General features: G+C 34.8%; 20 protein-coding genes. 17 read left to right on the top strand and 3 right to left on the bottom strand.

Going from position 1 to position 19,895, the window contains the following annotated elements:
• Positions 1–70: 70 nt before the first annotated feature.
• The 11 genes from LUA90_RS10610 (at position 71) to LUA90_RS10660 (ending at position 9,762) form a co-directional block, all read left to right on the top strand.
• Positions 71–277, top strand: coding sequence for an RNA-binding S4 domain-containing protein (locus LUA90_RS10610; RefSeq protein ID WP_056871128.1), 207 nt, complete (start codon positions 71–73; stop codon positions 275–277).
• Complete coding sequence (aroB, locus tag LUA90_RS10615; protein ID WP_231490954.1) at positions 277–1,335, top strand: 3-dehydroquinate synthase; 1,059 nt, start codon at positions 277–279, stop codon at positions 1,333–1,335. Before LUA90_RS10610 ends, aroB begins: the two co-directional genes overlap by 1 nt.
• Before the next feature lies 1 nt (position 1,336).
• On the top strand, positions 1,337–2,290 hold the full coding sequence (locus tag LUA90_RS10620) for a sterol desaturase family protein (RefSeq protein ID WP_231490955.1): 954 nt from the start codon (positions 1,337–1,339) through the stop codon (positions 2,288–2,290).
• Positions 2,291–2,707: 417 nt separating this feature from the next.
• Positions 2,708–2,899 (top strand): hypothetical protein, encoded by a 192-nt coding sequence (locus LUA90_RS10625; protein ID WP_231490956.1) that lies wholly within the window; start codon positions 2,708–2,710, stop codon positions 2,897–2,899.
• Complete coding sequence (locus LUA90_RS10630) at positions 2,896–3,222, top strand: type II toxin-antitoxin system RelE/ParE family toxin (RefSeq protein ID WP_231490957.1); 327 nt, start codon at positions 2,896–2,898, stop codon at positions 3,220–3,222. Before LUA90_RS10625 ends, LUA90_RS10630 begins: the two co-directional genes overlap by 4 nt.
• A gap of 270 nt (positions 3,223–3,492) precedes the next feature.
• The gene (locus LUA90_RS10635) at positions 3,493–4,326 is read left to right on the top strand and encodes a prephenate dehydratase (protein WP_231490958.1); all 834 of its coding nucleotides are present in this window, start codon (positions 3,493–3,495) and stop codon (positions 4,324–4,326) included.
• Positions 4,327–4,421: 95 nt separating this feature from the next.
• The gene (locus LUA90_RS10640) at positions 4,422–5,561 is read left to right on the top strand and encodes a chorismate mutase (protein WP_231463691.1); all 1,140 of its coding nucleotides are present in this window, start codon (positions 4,422–4,424) and stop codon (positions 5,559–5,561) included.
• A gap of 161 nt (positions 5,562–5,722) precedes the next feature.
• Positions 5,723–6,991 (top strand): 3-phosphoshikimate 1-carboxyvinyltransferase, encoded by a 1,269-nt coding sequence (gene aroA, locus LUA90_RS10645; protein WP_231490959.1) that lies wholly within the window; start codon positions 5,723–5,725, stop codon positions 6,989–6,991.
• A 71-nt stretch (positions 6,992–7,062) separates the two neighbouring features.
• Positions 7,063–8,160 carry a chorismate synthase gene (aroC, locus tag LUA90_RS10650; protein ID WP_231463687.1) on the top strand — a complete coding sequence of 366 codons (1,098 nt, stop codon included), beginning with the start codon at positions 7,063–7,065 and terminating at the stop codon, positions 8,158–8,160.
• A 183-nt stretch (positions 8,161–8,343) separates the two neighbouring features.
• Complete coding sequence (locus tag LUA90_RS10655; RefSeq protein ID WP_231490960.1) at positions 8,344–8,955, top strand: DUF1684 domain-containing protein; 612 nt, start codon at positions 8,344–8,346, stop codon at positions 8,953–8,955.
• 72 nt (positions 8,956–9,027) lie between these two features.
• A complete protein-coding gene (locus LUA90_RS10660) occupies positions 9,028–9,762 on the top strand; it encodes a LytTR family DNA-binding domain-containing protein (protein ID WP_231490961.1) in 735 nt (244 codons plus the stop codon).
• A gap of 1 nt (position 9,763) precedes the next feature.
• On the opposite strand, the gene LUA90_RS10665 is transcribed toward LUA90_RS10660, so the two are convergent.
• The gene (locus LUA90_RS10665) at positions 9,764–11,863 is read right to left on the bottom strand and encodes an ATP-binding protein (protein ID WP_231490962.1); all 2,100 of its coding nucleotides are present in this window, start codon (positions 11,861–11,863) and stop codon (positions 9,764–9,766) included.
• Positions 11,864–12,281: 418 nt separating this feature from the next.
• The gene (locus tag LUA90_RS10670; RefSeq protein WP_231490963.1) at positions 12,282–14,702 is read right to left on the bottom strand and encodes a thiamine pyrophosphate-dependent enzyme; all 2,421 of its coding nucleotides are present in this window, start codon (positions 14,700–14,702) and stop codon (positions 12,282–12,284) included.
• Between the two features lie 173 nt (positions 14,703–14,875).
• Here LUA90_RS10670 and LUA90_RS10675 point away from each other — a divergent pair, with 173 nt between their 5' ends.
• The 5 genes from LUA90_RS10675 to LUA90_RS10695 all read left to right on the top strand — a co-directional run bounded on the left by LUA90_RS10675 (position 14,876) and on the right by LUA90_RS10695 (position 18,391).
• Positions 14,876–15,271, top strand: a complete 396-nt coding sequence (locus LUA90_RS10675; protein ID WP_231490964.1) for a DUF1573 domain-containing protein — start codon at positions 14,876–14,878, stop codon at positions 15,269–15,271.
• A gap of 62 nt (positions 15,272–15,333) precedes the next feature.
• Positions 15,334–16,533, top strand: a complete 1,200-nt coding sequence (locus LUA90_RS10680) for a pyridoxal phosphate-dependent aminotransferase (RefSeq protein WP_231490965.1) — start codon at positions 15,334–15,336, stop codon at positions 16,531–16,533.
• Between the two features lie 368 nt (positions 16,534–16,901).
• Entirely contained in the window at positions 16,902–17,111 is a 210-nt protein-coding gene (locus LUA90_RS10685) for a hypothetical protein (protein ID WP_231463673.1), read from the top strand.
• A gap of 81 nt (positions 17,112–17,192) precedes the next feature.
• A complete protein-coding gene (locus LUA90_RS10690; RefSeq protein WP_231463671.1) occupies positions 17,193–17,975 on the top strand; it encodes an HAD-IIA family hydrolase in 783 nt (260 codons plus the stop codon).
• Positions 17,976–18,040: 65 nt separating this feature from the next.
• Entirely contained in the window at positions 18,041–18,391 is a 351-nt protein-coding gene (locus LUA90_RS10695; RefSeq protein WP_231490966.1) for a hypothetical protein, read from the top strand.
• Between the two features lie 6 nt (positions 18,392–18,397).
• Here LUA90_RS10695 and LUA90_RS10700 read toward each other — a convergent pair whose 3' ends face one another.
• Positions 18,398–18,754 (bottom strand): PleD family two-component system response regulator, encoded by a 357-nt coding sequence (locus tag LUA90_RS10700; protein ID WP_231490967.1) that lies wholly within the window; start codon positions 18,752–18,754, stop codon positions 18,398–18,400.
• A gap of 235 nt (positions 18,755–18,989) precedes the next feature.
• Between LUA90_RS10700 and LUA90_RS10705 the strand changes: the two genes are divergently transcribed.
• Positions 18,990–19,835 carry a hypothetical protein gene (locus LUA90_RS10705; RefSeq protein ID WP_231463666.1) on the top strand — a complete coding sequence of 282 codons (846 nt, stop codon included), beginning with the start codon at positions 18,990–18,992 and terminating at the stop codon, positions 19,833–19,835.
• Positions 19,836–19,895: the final 60 nt, after the last annotated feature.

Raw genomic sequence — 19,895 nt, forward strand, 5'->3', positions numbered from 1 at the left:
GATGCAAAATTATAAAAAGCATCCATTGTTGGAACGTAAAACATCGAAATAATCGTATTTTTGCAACAAAATGATACAATTCAAATTAGAGGGCGAATTTATACCACTTATCCAGCTTTTAAAGGCTACGGGTTTGGTTGGAACAGGTGGAGATGCCCAGGCCGTAGTAATGGATGGCTTAGTTAAATGTAATGGAGAAGTAGAATTTCGCAAGCGTTATAAAGTAAGGGTTGGCGATATTATCACTTTTGAACAAGATAAAATCGAAGTAATTTAATGGAAACCTTAACTAGCGCAGGCCATTCGCTTTATTTCGAAAGCAATTTAGATGCCTTAAGAGCACTTTTAGAAAGTAATAAATACAGTAAGGTTTTTGTTCTTGCTGATGAAAATACAAGCGAAATCTGTTTGCCGGTATTTCAATCGATGATGGATGACTTTGCAGATTTCGATTTAATTGAAACTTCTGCTGGCGAAGAAAACAAAAACATAGATTTCTGTATAGGCATTTGGAAAACGCTTTTAGATTTTGAAGCCGACCGTAAAAGTTTAATGATAAATTTAGGCGGTGGCGTAATCACCGATATGGGTGGTTTCATTGCTTCAACATTTAAGCGTGGTATCGATTTTGTGAATGTTCCAACTACATTACTTTCGCAGGTTGATGCTTCAGTGGGCGGTAAAACAGGTATCGATATTGATAACGTTAAAAACATGGTAGGTACTTTTACGCTACCTCAAATGGTTTTTATCGAAACTGAATTTTTGAAAACTTTACCCCAGCGAGAGCTTTTATCAGGCTTTGCCGAAATGATTAAACATGGTTTAATTTACGACAAAGCTTACTATGAAAAGTTAAAAACTACCGATTATTTAACGCCATCGGCAGAAGATATTTACCGTTCTGTTGAGATTAAAAATGAGGTTGTAAAGATTGACCCACATGAAAAAAATCTGCGTAAGATTTTAAATTTTGGTCACACGATTGGTCATGCGGTTGAAAGCTATTCTTTAGAGAACGATGAAAACCCGCTTACACATGGCGAAGCAATTGCTATTGGCTTTGTTTGCGAGGCTGCCTTGTCAATTAAAAACAGTGGCTTAACGAAAGAAGAATTAAAAGATATTAGCGAGTATATGCGCTCACTATATCCTAAATACCACATTAAAAAAGAAAGTTTTGAAACGCTTTTGGAATTGATGAAAAGTGATAAAAAGAATGAGGATGGTAACATTTTGTTCTCTTTACTAGAAACAACTGGCAAATGCACGTTTAACTGCCGTGTATCTACAGCCGATATTTTGAGCAGTTTAGATTACTATAATAGTTTGTAATATGAAATACACCGGAAGTGATATTTCTGTTGGTGCCTTATTTGGCTTTGTAATCGTTTTAACCCTGGTTGAAATGTATTTCAGCTATGCCCACGATAGAAAATTATATACCAAACGCGATACCTGGACCAATATTTATTTAATGGTTACGGCAATTGTAATTAATTTAGGCATGAAAACTGCCACGTTCTTTTTATTAGAATATTGCTATCAATTCAGGCTTTTTCAAATCTCAAATATTTGGATTTATTGGGCCGTTTTAATCCTTGCACAAGATTTTCTATATTGGTTTTTACATACTGTTGGGCATTATGTGCGCTTCTTTTGGGCTATGCATGTAACGCATCATTCATCAGAGCATTTCAATTTAACAACAGGTTTCCGCTCTACAGTTTTCGAGCCATTGTATCGCGTTTTTTTCTACTTGCCTTTAGCTTTTATGGGTTTTACGGCGATGGATATCCTTTTTGCTTATCTGGTTACTCAAATATATGGTAATCTGGTTCATACACAGTATGATATCAAATTTCCTAAATGGTATGAGTACGTTTTTGTAACGCCATCGCATCACCGTGTGCACCATGCAAGCAATGTTCGTTATTTAGATAAAAATATGGGTATGGTTCTAATCCTTTGGGATAGATGGTTTGGTACTTTTCAGGCAGAATTACCAGATGATAAAGTTAAATATGGACTAACTACGCAACCATCCGACACGGGACCGGTAAACATTATCTTTCACGAATTTATTGCCTTAAATGCAGATGTAAAAAAGGCACCGACTTTTTTGGATAAGGTGAAATACATCCTTAATCCGCCGGGATGGAGCCACGATGGAAGCACCAAAATTGCCAAAATTATGCAACAAGAATTGCGTGATGCAGAAAAATCAGCAAAAAATCAGAATTTTATAGATATTAACGAAGAGCAACGAACGCTAAGTTCTACAGGATAACATGTAAACGGCTTGTATTTTACAAGCCGTTTTTTTAGGATTGTCATGTTGCTTGTTAAGCCTGGTTAGCGGAATTGTCATATTGCCCACGATTTAAATCGTGGGTTATGTGCCAAGCAGCATAATTATTAGCATTTTTTTTCTCAGAGAATATTTTTCTTTTAAGATTTTGGAAATGAGTAGCTTTGTTCATTTGGCTCATTCAGCCCTGCTATTCATTCCCTGACTACCGCAGGCAGGCAATCTTTTAAAAACTTCTGTCATTCTCAGGAACAGAATATGTAGGTTTCCTGCAATTTTAAAAGTATTTCCATTGCTATCAGGTTTAGCAACAAAGCATTTGGGCCTTTGGAAAAACCTGAACATCATCATAATTCATTAAGATAATTCGTATTTTTGGTAAAAGTCGATTTTATTATGACAACATTAACCATACAAGTTAAGGATAACGACACTGAATTTCTTTTAGAGGTATTAAAAAGAATTGATGCAAAAATTATTCAAAATTCTAAAAAGCAAGAGTTGCTTGATGGAATTAAACAAGGCATACAAGAGGCCAGGGAAATTAAAAATGGAAAAATTGCACCATTATCATTAAAAGATATATGACAACGGGAATAAAAATAATCTATTCCCCTATTTTCATCAAAAAAGCAAAACAATTAAAAAAGAAACATCAATCATTAGTTAACGATTTAACTCAATTAGAATTAATACTTAAATCAGACCCAAAAACAGGCACTGACTTAGGGAATAGCGTTTTTAAAATAAGACTTGCTGTAAAAAGTAAGGGTAAAGGAAAGAGTGGCGGTTATAGAGTAATAACCTATCTTCAGACCGAGAATGAAATCACAATGATTTACATTTATGATAAATCTGAAGAAGCAACTATTTCAAAGAAAGATATTCAGAAAATTATCGACAGCCTCTAATAACCATTAAATCTTCATTTCATACCCAACACCAAAACGGTATAAATGAAAAAAAATAAAAATATTTTCATTTTCCTATTGACAAATTAAATTTTGTTATTACATTTGGCTCAAGCAAAAACAAGAATGAAATTATTCAACACATATTACTTTGGTTACTTTTACTATTTTAGTAAGAGCCGGGGCTAATATGCAAAAAGATATATAACAATATTAAAATGTATAAAAAAGTCCCGGCAAACAGCCGGGACTTTTTTGTTTTACGCAAAAATGGAAACGACAAAACGAGTAGCAATTCAAGGTATTAAAGCATCTTTTCATGAAGAAGCAGCCTACAAATTTTTCGGTAAGGAAATCGAAACTGTAGAATGCAATTCTTTTAAAGAAACCTGCGATAAACTGGAAAAAAACGATGCAGATTTCGTTGTAATGGCGATTGAAAATTCTATCGCAGGTAGCTTATTGCCAAATTATACCTTAATTCGCGACTATGGCTTTTCTGTTGTTGGAGAAGTTTACCTTCCTATTCAACTGCACTTACTGGCATTGCCAGGGGTAAAATTCGAAGACATCAAAATCGTAACCTCACATCCTATCGCTATTCGTCAATGCATCGATTTCTTTTACGATTATCCGCACATTAAAATTGTAGAAAGTAACGATACTGCAGCTTGTGCAAAACGTATTCAAGAAGAAAAACTTACTGATACAATGGCTATTGCAAACAACTTAGCAGCAGAACTTTACGGTTTAAACATTCTAGAACGTCGAGTAGAATCAAATAAAAAAAATTACACACGCTTTCTTATCCTTAAAAAGGATAAAACAGATGAAGGCAAAAAAATAAACAAAGCATCAATTTGCTTTCAGGTTGGCCATAAAGCTGGTTCACTTGCAACCGTATTAAATATCTTCGCAGAACAAGAAGTAAGCTTAACAAAAATACAATCTATGCCTGTGTTAGGTAAACGAAACGAATATTATTTTTACGTTGACTTAGAATGGCCGAGTACAGAAAAATATGATAAAGCTGTTAGAAAAGCATTAAAATACACTTCGAATTTCAATATACTCGGCGAATATCAAAAGAACGATAAAGTATGATAGCGTTACGATTTTAGATTTACGAATTACAACTCCATAATTAAGCAGTACAACAATTAAACAATCGAATTATAAAATATTACAAGCCATAAATCATGAAACTTAATTTAAACATCCAACCTTTAAACACATGGTTAAACGTTAACAACGAACCATTAATTATCTCTGGTCCTTGCAGTGCAGAAACTGAAGAGCAATTATTAACTACAGCACATTTATTAGCTGCAACTGGTAAAGTTTCAGTTTTAAGAGCCGGCATCTGGAAACCACGTACTCGTCCGGGAGAATTTGAAGGTATTGGAAGCATTGGTTTAGAGTGGTTAAAACGTGCTAAAGCAGAAACCGGTTTACCAACTGCTGTTGAGGTTGCAAATGCAAAACACGTTGAAGAGGCATTAGCTGCTGGTGTTGATATCCTTTGGATTGGTGCTCGTTCTACAGTAAACCCATTTACAGTTCAGGAAATTGCTGATGCTTTAAAAGGTCACGATATTCCGGTATTAATTAAAAACCCGGTTAACCCTGATTTACAGTTATGGATTGGTGCAATCGAGCGTATCAATGGGGCAGGAATTACTAAAATTGGAGCAATACACCGTGGTTTCTCTTCATTTGAGAAAAGCTCTTTCCGTAACGAACCAATGTGGGAAATGGCTATTCAACTGAAAACTTTATGCCCTGAATTGCCAATCATAAACGACCCAAGTCACATTTGTGGTAACCGTGAGTTGATTCCTTACATCTCTCAAAAAGCTTTGGATTTAGACATGCAAGGTTTGATGATTGAATCTCACGTTGACCCATCAGTTGCCTGGACAGATGCTAAACAACAAGTTACGCCGGCAGCTTTAGCTGAATTAGTTGACCGCTTAACAGTTCGTGAACCTGAAGCACCAAATGAAGCTTTCGCTGATAAATTAGCTGATTTGCGTAAGAACATTGATAAAATTGATGATATCTTATTACAAAAATTAGCTGAACGTATGGCTATTGTAGAAAAAATAGGAGAATTTAAACGCGATAATCAGGTAACGATTTTACAAGTTAACCGTTGGGATGCCATCATTAAAAAAGGTCACGCTTTTGCAAAAGCTTTAAAATTAGATTTAAACTTTACCGAGAAATTTTTAGAATTGGTACACGGCGAATCTATTCGTAAACAAACTGAAATTATGAATGCTGGCAAAGCTGAAAAAGGAATTGCTGCAGAACAACATACAGAAGTTAGTAAATAAGGTTAAGGGTTGAAATGCTTAAGGTAGAGGGTTTCAAGTCCAAAGCTTAAAGACCATCTCGTTGCGAGACATTTTTCGCAACAAATCATAATATTAAAATATCAGCTCACTGTAAAGCCCTTCCCTCCGGGGAGGGTTGGGTGGGGCTAAAACAGAATACCATGTCAAAAAACGCCTTAGTTTCTTTTAAAGGAGCCAAGAATATTAATACGGAAATCCAACTAACAGGCTCCAAAAGCGAATGCAATAGAGCATTGATTATTAGTGCTTTAAGCAAAAAGCTAGTACAAGTTAAAAACTTATCAAATGCTGCCGATACGGTAACGTTGAATGGCATTCTTAATATTTTAGAGGATGAATTAGAAGTAGAGATTCAAGAATCACAAACTGTTGATGTTGGCCCGGCCGGAACAGCCATGCGTTTTCTTTCTGCTTATCTTTCTGCTAAAAACGGTAATTTTCTATTAACCGGAACTGAACGTATGAAACAGCGTCCGATTGGAATTTTAGCAGAAGCTTTAAAAACCATCGGGGCAGATATTTCTTACGCAGAGGCTGAGGGCTTTCCTCCATTAAATATTGTTGGCCCGCTAAATCAAAAAACTGCTGAAGTTAAAATCAAAGGCGATATCAGCAGTCAATATATTTCGGCATTGTTGATGATTGCACCGGTTTTACCTGAAGGTTTAACGTTAGAAATTGAAGGAGAATTAACCTCAAAGCCATACGTAGACATGACTTTGGATATGTTAGCCGAAGTAGGCATTGAACATACATGGAGTGGAAATTCGATTTCTATAAAACCTCAGTCTTTTAAGCCTGGAATTTTAGTTGTAGAGCCTGATTGGAGTGCTGCATCTTATTGGTATAGTATTGCTGCTTTGGCAGATGAAGCTAAAATCAATTTACCAGCATTGAAAGAAAAAAGCTTGCAAGGCGATAGCCAGATTAAAAAAATCATGAAGATTTTTGGTATTGCAACAGAAAAAACCGAAACAGGAATTTCCATAAGCAACTTGGGCTTGGCATTAGAAACCAATCAGGTTTTGGATTTAAAAACTTGTCCGGATTTAGCACAAACCATTATTGTGATCGCAGCTGCTTTGGGTAAAAATATGTCGTTTACCGGACTTGAAACTTTAAAAATTAAAGAAACAGATAGAATAGCCGCCTTGCAAAACGAATTGGCTAAAATTGGTGTTACTTTAACGGAAGATAATTTAGTTTATACTTTAAATACAGATGAACTTCATTTCCCTGAAAAAATTACCATTGCAACTTACGAAGACCACCGTATGGCGATGGCCTTTGCCCCGCTTGCATTACTAATCAACGAAGTTGAAATTGAAGAAATGCAGGTTGTAGAAAAATCTTATCCTTATTTTTGGGAGGATTTGAAAAAAGCAGGGTTCTCAGTAGAAAGTATTTAGTAAAAAGTATAAAGACTGGGAGTGTAAATCTCAATCAATCATTCAAAAATCAATTATTCACTCAATAAAATATGGCAGGCAACTCTTTCGGACAATTATTTCGCATAACCACCTTTGGCGAATCTCATGGTGTAGCCATTGGGGTAATTATTGATGGTTGCCCGGCAAAATTAGATATTGACATGGATTTTATTCAGTCAGAATTGGATAAACGTAAACCTGGTCAATCTAAAATTACCACGCAGAGGAAAGAAAGCGATACCGTTCAAATCTTATCTGGTATTTTCGAAGGAAAAAGTACCGGCACGCCTATCGCTTTGCTAATTCCAAATGAAGACCAACGCTCTAAAGATTATGGTCATAATGTTGATGTTTACCGCCCTAGCCACGCAGATTACGTGTACGACGCAAAATATGGCATACGCGATCATCGCGGTGGCGGACGTTCTTCTGCCCGTGAAACTGCCGCCCGTGTAGCTGCAGGCGCAATAGCTAAGCTATTTTTAAAACAACAAGGCATCGAAATTTTTGCCCACGTAACTTCAGTCGGAACTATTGAGGCACCTAATTTAGAAAGTAACGATTTATCAGCTTTGCTGGATATTAGAGAAGAAAATATTGTACGATGTGCAGACCCTGCAACAGCGCATGAAATGATTGAGTTTATCGATTCGGTTAGAAAAGATGGCGACACTGTTGGTGGTAAAATTGGCTGTGTAATTAAAGGCTGCCCTGCCGGTTTAGGTGAGCCTGTTTTTGATAAATTACATGCCGATTTAGGTAAGGCAATGTTAAGCATTAATGCTGTTCACGGTTTTGAATATGGCTCTGGTTTCGCCGGAAGTGAACTCAGAGGTTCTCAACACAATGATATTCCTCAACCAAAAGCAGCAGATTCAAAAGTATTTAAAACCACCACAAATTTTGCAGGGGGTATTTTAGGTGGTATTTCCAATGGAATGGATATTACCTTTAAAGTTGCCTTTAAGCCGGTTGCTACAATTATGCATAATCAGCAAACCATTAATGCTGCCGGCGAAGCCTCTGAAATTAAAGGTAAAGGCCGCCACGACCCTTGTGTGGTGCCGAGAGCTGTAGTAATTGTAGAGGCAATGGCTGCTTTGGTTTTAGCGGATCAGTTTTTGAGAAATAAAGTAAGTGTAGTTTAGGCTACAGGCTAATATTGTAATACTTTTAAGCAACTTGTCATCCTGAGCTTGTCGAAGAACTTTTATATTATTAACCATCATTTCAAGCGAAGCCGAGAAATCTTTAAATTATGTTTAGCAAATTTCAAACATTCCTCCATTCCGTTGTGCTCCAGTCGAAATGACGATGACAAAATAAAAATCATGAGAAAACTTCTCCCTATCCTACTACTCTTCATCAGCATAAATACTTCTGCTCAAAATTATGCGGAGCAAATTGCAAAACACCGTGAAAATTATAGGCAAGATTTTATTAAGGAAAGCAATTCTCCATTAAAAGAAACTGATTTAGCGAACCTTCATTTTTATGATGCTGACCGTAATTATAAAGTTTTAGCAAATGTTGAACTTTTAAAAAATGAAAAGATTTTTAAAATGCCAACTTATGATGGAACAAGTAAAGAATTTTATCGCTTTGCGAAAATAAGCTTCGATTTGAACGGCAAACAAATTATATTGACGCTCTACAAAAACGTGGCCTTGGCTGGCAATCCGATTTATAAAGACTTACTTTTCTTGCCTTTTACTGATGAAACCAATAATCAGGTAACCTATGGAGGTGGACGCTACATTGATTTAAGTTCAAAAGAGATTGTAGATAATAAAATTGAAGTCGACTTTAATAAAGCCTATAATCCGTATTGCGCCTATAGTGATGGGTACCGTTGCCCCGTACCGCCGGCAGAAAATGATTTACAAATTGAAATAAAGGCTGGAGAAAAACTTTATACTGGAGAAAAAAAGCACAGGAATTAAGCTGAAATAAACCACTTAAGGCAATTTTATAATCGTATTAATAGTTATCTTTGGATTTCACATCCCCATACAATGTATAACTGTTTAATAGTAGATGATAACGAGATAGAACGTGATGCGATTACTATGCACCTCGGTAAAATCCCTAATTTAAATATCGTTTCAATCTGTAAGGATGGTGTAGAGGCAGTTGACATCATAAACAAAAATCAAATTGACATCGTTTTTTCGGATATAAATATGCCCGAACTTTCTGGTACATCTCTGTTAAAAACACTTAAAAACAAACCAGTATTTATTTTTATAACTTCTCATAACGAATACGCAGCAGAAAGTTTTGATTTAGATGCCATTGATTTTGTGGTAAAACCAGCAACTTTCGAAAGATTGCTAAAATCTGCAAATAAAGCGATTGAATACATTGAACTTAGAAAAGCTGCCAGTTTTGTAAAAAGCGATATTAAACAAGAGGATGAATACTTTTTTTTTAGAGAAACTAAAGGAATAACAAAGTTGAAATATAGCGATGTTATTTATATGGAAAGCATGGGCGATTTCTCGAAGATTTACACTGCTGATGACAAACACATTATTTTAGTAGGTCTTAAAAATCTTGAAAAGCAACTTCCAAATCAATTTATGAGGGTTCATAAACAATATATTATCAATACAAATGCAATTTGTACCCTAACTACACATGAGGTTCATTTAGAACACAAATATATTGTACCTGTTAGTGCCGCTGCAAAGCAGGAATTGCTGGAAAACGTTATTGAGAAAAAAACACTTTCGCGATTTAAAAAATAGCTTAACTTCTTTTAAAAATCAGGCTAAATGTAGAGCCTTCGCCATTTACGGAATGTAAAACGACTTTACTGTCCATTAGTGCCATAAAAGTTCTACATAAAAGTAAACCCAAACCAGTTCCCTTTTCCTTATTTGTACCAAGTGTGCTAAATCCGGCACCCTGAAATGTAGAGTTATTAAAATGGTTAACCTGTCCTTCTGCCATACCAATTCCATTATCTGAAATGGAAATAACGACCTCATTCTCCTTAGTTGAAGATGCAATCGTAATTTTTCCGCCTTCGGGTGTAAATTTTATAGCGTTGCTTATTAAATTTCTTAAAACCAACGAGAGCATATTTTCATCTGCCCTGCAAATTGTATCTGGCTGAACATTGTTGTGAATAGAGATGCGCTTTAGGTCGGCAGAATCTTCAAAAGCATTTAATACATCGAGAATTAGCTTAGAAATATCCAATAGTTCTAAATAAGGGTTAAATCCTTGCATTTGGCTGGCTGCCCAGTTCAGTAAATTTTCCATCATTGATGATGTATACGCTAAACTATTCTTCAACGATGAAGCATATCTTGTGAGTTTTTCCTGTTCAATTTTACCTGCTTCTAATAGCTGAATAAATGATATTAATGAATTTACAGGCGTTCTCATATCATGACTAACGATACTGAAAATCCGGTCCTTAACCCTACTCAGCTGTTCTAATTCTGCTTTTTGTTTGTTTATTATTTTATTTAATCTGGTGGTTTTACGTTGATTGAAATAAATTAGCGCTGCAGTTAACATTACCAAGGTAATTGCAACCGTTAAAAATATTTTCACCTTCCCGTCAAATTCAATTTGTTGTTTTTGCTCTGAAATTTGTCTGTTTTTTAGATAATTATCGTAATCTGATTGCAACTTTGACCTTTCAAAATTACTGCTTTGTAGATCTTTCTCCTTGCCCACCAATTTAAGCTCTTTCTGATTTAACAAGAGTTTTTGCTCTTGTTGCTTTGCCAAAAGCAACTGTTCTTTTAAGGTTGCATCAGAAACTTGCTGCATAAGCTTGTAGTCGTTCTCCTTAACCCCAAAATCTAACATAAGCTGTCTTCTGGTTACTTCGCGTTCTTTATCCTCATCAAATAATTTATCTTTTGCAATGATGTATTTCTTATAATAATCTAATGATTCTTTATATCTATTCAAATCAAGATAGATTTCACTAAGTTTTAAGAGTACATTTCTCTGAATATCTAAAAAATTCATTTCTAATGAAGTATTGAGCGCTGAATTTAATGTTTCAATAGCATCATTATATCTTTTCTGATTTTTGTAGAATTCCCCTAAAGTTTCCAGCGTTACTGCGTAATAGGCTTTTTGTCCAGTTTGCTCATCATACTTTAATGCTTCTAAATAAAACTTCAGTGCTAATGCTTCATGCCCTTGCTGCTCGTAAACTTTACCAATATTTCTTTTAAATGACGAAATACTTAACTGATTATCAGAATTTTCAGAGATTTTTAATCCTCTGTTAAAATAGTCTAAAGCAACATCGAGCCTCTGTTCGGGTTTAAGCCCGATATCTAATAAGTCAGCAGTGTTTGCCGCCATGTAACTTTCTCCTAAACATCGGTAGGCAAAAGCTATTCCCGTTTGGTCGTTATTGGCAGTGAATAATTTTAATGCTCTTTTTGCGTATTCAGTGGCCGATTTCTGCTTATTCAATGCTTGATAAACTGTCGCAATATTAATGTAACAGCTAGCCAAATCTTCCTGACTATTTGTTTTTTGATACAGAAACATTGCTTTTTGATTTGCTTCCAGCGATTTCACATAGTCTGGAATAGATCCATAAAGCGCACTCATATTTAGATAAATATCTGCCTGCTTATACTCGTTCTTTAGGATTTGATATTCATTTAAAGCTTTTTTATAATACTTTTCGGCTTCCAGATAATTGCCTAGGCCGTGATTAAATAAAGCTCTGCGATTATAAATCACTGCAGAAAAATCTCTTCTGCCTAGCTTTTGAGATAACTGTAAACTTTTCTGATAATACTCCTCAATTTTTGATGAACTTTTGAGCAGCATGTATTCCCTCATAATAAAATAAAGCGTTTTCATTTTATTAGAATCGGGCCTAGAATATTTTTGGTTGACTTTAAAAAGACTATCTAACTTACGCGGAATAACAGTTTGCGCAAAGGTTTTAGAAAATAAGAGTATAAGAGTTAAAATTAGTAAAGATTGTTTAAACAATCTTCTACCATAAAGCCATTCACTAATCTCAGTTCTCCTGTAAACCATTGCTCAAATCTTAATTACCTCGGTATTTTTGGTTACATTAAGAAACTACATAAAACGGAACTGAAAAAGAAATTCTTTTCTAGCAATAGAAAAGAATTGAGGAATGATCGGTTTCTTAATTATTACCGAAAGATAATTTTTTTTAATTAATAGATAAACCCAAATGTTTGTTTAATGCATTTAAAACGATTTTTTTTGAGTATAAATACAGCTTTACAACCTTTAGTTGTTCGATTTAAAACAAACTGATAAATTTAGTTGGATTAGATTCCTGCATCATTTCATACACAAGTTCTATAATATCATCAACCGATGGTTTACTAAAATAATCGCCGTCTGATCCAAATGGAGGTCGGTGTGCTTTTGCAGTGAGCGTTCTTGGTTGTCCATCAAGATTAAAATAACCTTTCTGCTGCTCTAAAATTTGTTGTAATATATAAGCTGAAGCACCTCCTGGAACATCTTCATCTACAACTAAAAGCTTATTTGTTTTTTTAAGTGATGTAGCGCAAACTTTAGTTTTGTCGAATGGTAACAGGGTTTGAGGATCAACAATTTCAACTGAAATACCTAAAGTTGCCAACTCTTCTGCGGCTTCTTGTACAAGTTTTAAAGTTGAGCCATACGATACAATTGTAATATCTGTTCCTTCTTCTAAAACTTCGGCTATCCCTAACGGAATTGTGAATGCTCCAACGTTATCAGGCAATTTTTCCTTTAAACGATATCCATTTAAGCACTCAATTACAACGGCAGGTTCATCAGCCCTGAATAAAGTATTGTACATACCTGCTGCCTGCGTCATATTTCTTGGTACGCAAAGGTGCAATCCTCTTAATGAACCTAAGAGCATACCAATTGGCGAGCCCGAATGCCAAACACCTTCAAGCCTATGACCGCGTGTTCTGACGATTACCGGTGCTTTTTGAATGCCTTTTGTACGATAGGACAATGAAGCCAAATCATCGCTGAGTACATTAAGTGCAAAAATTAAATAATCTAAATATTGTATTTCGGCAATAGGTTTTAAACCTCTCATGGCCAAACCGATACCTTGCCCCATGATAGTCATTTCACGAATACCGGTATCTGTAATACGCAATTCGCCATATTTCGCCTGTAAACCTGCAAAACCTTGATTTACATCACCTATATTTCCTAAATCTTCACCAAAAGCCACTAATCGCTGATCGCGGGCAAAATTTGCATCAAAACAAGCGTTTAAAACTTCTCGGCCATCTACCATTTTAGATAAATCGTTAAATTCGGCTTCTACAATCTCAATTTTATCCGGAGATTCGTTTCCATTGGTATAAAGTTTTGAATTATATCTTGCGTAATTTAAACCTTCCTGATTTTTATACCAATTCAGTAATTCATCACGCTCTGCAGAATTAAACTTTACAGAAAGACGTATCGCTTTGCGGGCAATTGTAAATATTTCACGTCTTTGAGCATCAGCAATAGAAGCCAATTGAGTAGAAAGCTTTGCCAGTTCGGGCTGGTGCTTTACCATCCCTCCAATTAAATCAATTACCTGTTTTTGCTCTGGTTTAATGCTATCTAAAAACTCATTCCATGCTTCTTTTTGAGCATTACGAACAAATGCTTTAGCTGTTTTTTCTAATTCAGCAAGGTCTTCTTCAGAAATTATAGCCGATTCCAGCATCCATTCTCTCATTTTTAAGATGCAATCGTGCTCGTTTTCCCAACCTAATCTATCTTTTGATTTATAACGTTCATGAGAACCCGAAGTACTGTGACCTTGCGGCTGTGTAAGCTCTGTAACATGAATAAGTACGGGTACATGCTCTTCCCTGCAAACGTTAATTGCCTTTTCATAAACTTCGCATAAAGCGGGATAATCCCATCCTTTAACCTTATAAATTTCGTAGCCTGCAAGTTCCTTTGTACGCTGAAAGCCTTTTAAAACTTCAGAAATATCTTCTTTAGTGGTTTGATATTTTGCCGGAACGGAGATACCATAAGCATCATCCCATATAGAAATGGCCATAGGAATTTGTAAAACACCGGCAGCATTAATCGCCTCGAAAAATACACCTTCAGAAGTAGAAGCATTGCCAATTGTACCAAATGCTACCTCGTTTCCATTAACCGAGAAGTGTTTTAAATAATCTAATTCTTTATTGTTTCTAAAAAGTTTAGATGCATAAGCCAGACCAACCAAACGAGCCATTTGACCACCGGTTGGAGAAATATCTGACGAACAATTTTTAGTTTGTGTTAAATCATTCCAGCTTCCATCTTCGTTGATAGATTTTGTTGCAAAATGACAATTCATTTGCCTGCCGCCCGAAAAAGGATCGGCACCTTCTGCCGGATTTGCGTACAATTGAGCAAAAAATTCTTTTATTGTAGAGATACCCGTTGCAAAAGCAAAAGTTTGATCACGGTAATAGCCAGAACGCCAGTCGCCTTTTTTAAAAGCTTTAGCCATTGCTATTTGAGGAACCTCTTTACCATCGCCAAAAATGCCAAATTTCGCCTTCCCGGTTAACACTTCTCTTCTGCCTAAAACGCTAGCCTGACGGCTTTCAAAGGCAATTTTATAGTCGTTTATAACGATAGATTTAAAATCGTTAAAACTTAATTCAGAAGCATCAATAGAGTTGGTAATCAATTTTTCATTCTGCATCGTAATCAAATATTGGTTGTCGCAAATATATATAAAATTAAAAGTTTGCCTTTATCCTAAATTGTAAAATTATATATGGGTTGATAAAATATATTTGGAATAGTTTTTGTTTTACTCCTATTAATATTAAATTTGTTTAATAAGTTTAACAAACATTTTTTCAACGCAGAAACATGAAAAAGATTTTTATATTATTCGCCTTTGTAATGGGATTTGGTTTAGTTGCTAATGCACAAACCGCAGCTAAAGCAGAGTTTAAATTTGAGGCTGAAACCCATGATTTTGGTAAGATTACGGTTAATAAACCTGTAACTTACGATTTTAAATACACAAATGTTGGCGAAGAGCCATTAATTATCACTAAAGCAGAAGCTAGTTGCGGTTGTACTGTACCAAAATACACAACAGTTCCTTTGAAAAAAGGTGAAAGCGGAACAATTTCAGTTACGTTTAGCGCTGCAGGTGCACCACAACCTTTCACCAAAACGGTTACAGTTACATCAAATGCTAAAACGCCAATTAAAGTGCTTTATATTAAAGGTGAAACTGTTGCCTCAGCAACAAAATAATTTTTTAATCTATAATCTTTAAAAAGTCCCGATTTTCATCGGGACTTTTTTATTTTTGTGCCATGCCAAAAATTTCACAAAAAGGTTTGCAGATGCCTGCATCGCCAATCAGAAGATTAACGCCATTTGCAGATAAAGCAAAGCAAGATGGTAAAAAGGTTTTTCATTTAAATATTGGTCAGCCAGATATAGAAACGCCAGAAGGAATGTTAAATGCAATTAAAAACATCGATTTTGATGTTTGGGCTTACACTCCGTCTGAAGGCACTCTAGCTTATCGCCAAAAACTTACCGAATACTATAATAAACTTGGTTATAATATCAAACCTGAAAACATTTTGGTTACTGTTGGTGGTTCTGAAGCCATTACAATTGCAATGCTAACCTGTGTAAATGAAGGTGATGAAATCATTATTCCTGAGCCTTTTTACGCAAACTACAATGGTTTTGCTTGCATGAGTAATGTTGTTGTAAAACCAATTTTATCTTATATCGAGAATGGTTTTGCATTGCCACCGATAGCAGAATTTGAAAAACTGATTACCGATAAAACAAAAGCAATCATCATTTGTAATCCAAATAATCCTACGGGATACCTTTATTCGAGAGCAGAATTAGAAGCTTTAAAATCACTTTGTGTAAAATATGATTTGTTCTTATTCTCTGATGAGGCTTACCGCGAATTTTGTTATGACGGACGTGAATTTATTTCTCCAATGCATTTAGATGGCCTGGATGAGAATGTGGTTGTAATGGATACTGTTTCTAAACGTTACAGCGCTTGTGGTGCTCGTTTGGGTTGTTTAATTACAAAAAACAAAGAGGTTCTCGCATCGGGATTAAAATTTGCACAAGCCAGGTTAAGCCCAGGTATGGTTGAGCAAATTGCCGGAGCAGCTGCTGTTGATACACCAGATAGTTACTTTGAAAAAGTTAACACAGAATATACACTTCGTAGAGATACGCTTGTGGAGCGGTTGAATAATATTGAAGGTGTTTTCTGCCCAAATCCAGGCGGCGCATTTTACGTTGTTGCAAAATTCCCGATTGATGATGCTGATAAATTCTGCCAATGGATGCTTGAAGAATTTAGCCATAATAACCAAACCGTTATGATGGCGCCTGCAACTGGTTTTTACTCAACCGCAGGTTCTGGAAAAAATGAAGTTAGAATGGCTTATGTTTTAAATACTGATGATTTAAATGCATCGATGGATTGTTTAGAACTTGCTTTGAAACAATATCCAGGTAGAGTAATTTAAAAAACTACAACCTTAAAATCACAAAAGGCTTCAATTTAAATTGAGGCCTTTTGTGTTTCCGTTAAATTAAAAATTCTTAAATTCTTAGTACAGATTAATCCTTTTATGTTGCCGGCAGTCAAAATATCATTCAATTAATGAATTCTCAGCATCAAATTAATGAAATTTGTAAAGTATATCATGAAATTAATTAAATCAGCAGTAAATTTTTCGAAAGATAAAGAGCAAAACAAGCTGATTCTATTTATTTTGATTCTTAGTGCAATATTAATCGCTATAATTCTACTAAGGCAAATTTATTTATTGTAATTATTTTAAAATTATATAATTAAGGATTAACAAATTGATTGGTTTATTATCTTTGGGCTATGACAATCCCTGAACTCGAAGAATATTTTAAATCAGTAGAGAAACCCGTTACCCCACTCCTGCTTAATCCGGCTACCATCATAAATGACTATGAGCATTTTTTGGAAAGTCATTTTGCGCCTTTAAGAAAAGATCCGGATTCTAGAGTAAACCAGCCTTTACTCTGGCGTTTAAAAGCTTTAAAGTTACTTATAGAATCAAATGCTTAATCCGGAATTTACATTTAATACATTCTGTTCATCAACAGTTAACATCTAAAAATTATTTTTACTCAATTAAATTTCAAGATTATGAAACAAGGTTTACTTATTGATATGGACGGCGTGATTTACAGCGGTGAAGAATTAATTTTTGGTGCTGATAAGTTTATTAAAAATTTAATTGACGAAGATATTCCTTTTGCTTTTATGACCAACAACAGTCAAAGAACGAGCTTAGAGGTTGTGCGTAAACTAAAAGGTTTAGGCATTACAGTTGATGAAAGTCATGTATATACAAGTGCAATGGCTACAGCTAAGTTTTTGGCCGATCAGAGTCCGAATGGAACAGCTTATGTTTTAGGTGAAGGCGGGTTATTGAGTAGTTTGCACGATAACGGCATCACATTGGTAAATACCGACCCGGAATTTGTGGTGCTTGGAGAAGGCAGAAATTTTACTTTAGAAATGGTTCAGAGAGCGGTTGATATGATTTTGGCAGGCGCCAAATTTATTACAACAAATCGTGATCCTTCACCAAAAAAGCCAGGATGGAACAATCTTGGTATTGCAGCAACAACGGCCATGATTGAGGAAGCTACCGGCAGAAAAGCATTTGTAACCGGCAAACCAAGTCCGGTAATGATGCGTTCTGCAAGAAAATTTTTAGGACTAGAAACCAGCGAAACTACCGTAATTGGTGATACAATGGAAACCGACATTCAAGGTGGTGTGCAGATGGGTTACAAAACCATTTTAGTGTTATCTGGTATTGCAAGTAAAGATAGGCTTGGCCACTACGCTTTTAAACCTGATATGGTTGCCAGTTCTGTAGATGAAATTCAGTTTCCATTAAGTTGGTGGGCTAATAAATAAAATTCAATTTTAAATGTTGACAAATAAATTCAAGTGCAAAGCATCTTGTTTTTATTTTTGCAGCAATGTCTTCTAAATACAAAACACTATTTCAATTTGAAAACCAGGAACTGGTAATAATTGAAATTAAACGACTTGATTTACCCGAAACTGCCACTTTGAATGAGATTTTTCATTGGCTTTATTTTGAGAAGGATACAAAATCACTAATTAAATTATGGTTTCGTTCTATGGATTCATCTACTGAAATTGAAGAACGTTTTTTTGAACAGGGTTATTTAAAATTTAATTTAACTGAAGCTACATATATAGAGAAATACAATTCATCACAACATAAGCTTAAAAACTGTAGTAAAGAAGCGTTAAATAGTGAAATAAAAGCTTCAATTGAAGATTACTTGAAAAAGGCGTATTAAAGTAAATTACTTTAGCTGCAACCTAACGATTGCTAAAAGGTCTTCAACATCGAAAGGCTTAATTATAAATCCGTCAGCAAAACAAGGAATTTCTAAAAACTGTGTTGGCTTTAAGGCAGATAAAAGTACAATAGGAATTTGCATACTTTTCGGATTTTTCTTTATCAGGTTACAGAGTATTCTACCATCAGCGCAACTGAGTTGAATATCCATTATGATTAATTTTGGATGGTAGCTCTGAATAACAGCTTGAAGCATATCACAATTGTGAATACTTTCTACTTCAAAGTTTTCTCGCTCAAGAATTGATGTAAGTAAATCGGCGTTAAATACGTCATCATCAACAATCAGTATTTTTGACATATCGGGAGATTCGGTACTTAAATCTAAGTATTATTACTTATAATAGAAAATAGATGGAATAAGTCTTTTTAGCTGATATACAAATACTTATCGAAACCTGTAATAAATAATGATCAGTAACGAAAATATTTAGGCAATATTAATGCGCCTTTATAAAATAATTCAATCGTAATTTTAAGGATGAAAGTTATTAAATAATTACTACTGGCATAATTTTTATAATTTTAACGGCGATATGCCATTAACTCTGCTTTCTGAAAAAGATATAACCCGCTACCAAGAATTAATTTCTGATAAAAAAACTTCTATAAACATTTTATTTACCGAATTAATTGAGCTTTATAATAAGCTTGAAGTAAATGAAAATGCCTTAAAACAGTTTGAAAATCAAGCGGAAATTATCCGCATAAAAAAAGATTATGATTTAAAAAAGGAACACTGGGATAGTGAACTTTTAGAGCTAAAAAAACAATACAGGCAGCTCGACAATAGAATTATTGCTGCTGAGCAAAAAATGGCAAGAGGCATTCCTGATGATTTAATGATAATGGAAAAACTAATTGCAGAGCAAGAAGCAATAGTTGCCGACCAGGAAAAATTGAACCAAGCCGAAAATGAATTGATTAGCCATGTTCGAGAAATAGATATTGAATATGGAAAGCAACAGGAAAAAATTAATCAAAGAAATGTTTTTGTAAAAGCCGATGCTGGTGATAAAAATGGAAATTTACGAGAGAAAATTAAATCTGCTGAGCAGAAAATAATCTATGCTACAAAACTAGTGGCTACCATACTTACTCTAATAATACCGGTTATATTGGATTATTTCACAAAAAGCATTTCCTTAAGTTTAAAACCACATTCAGTTTTATCAAATCATTATATTTTCTTGATTTCATTCATCCTAACAGAAGTTTTTTTAGGTGAAAAAATCCGTCAATATGTTTCCAATATATTTGCTTCGAAATACCTGAAGAATGATTTTGAACACTTGAAAAGTCTGTTTTCAAAAAACAGCAGTAAAATCAGCAAATTGGAAAAAGTTTACAACATTAAACTACAAGAAGTTGTAAATCACTAATCAAATTATATTTCCCGCTAAGCCTCCTCTGGATGCTAAGTTACATTAACCTCAAGTAAA

Source organism: Pedobacter sp. Leaf170 (assembly GCF_920984665.1).
In the GTDB taxonomy this organism is placed as follows: Bacteria; Bacteroidota; Bacteroidia; order Sphingobacteriales; family Sphingobacteriaceae; genus Pedobacter.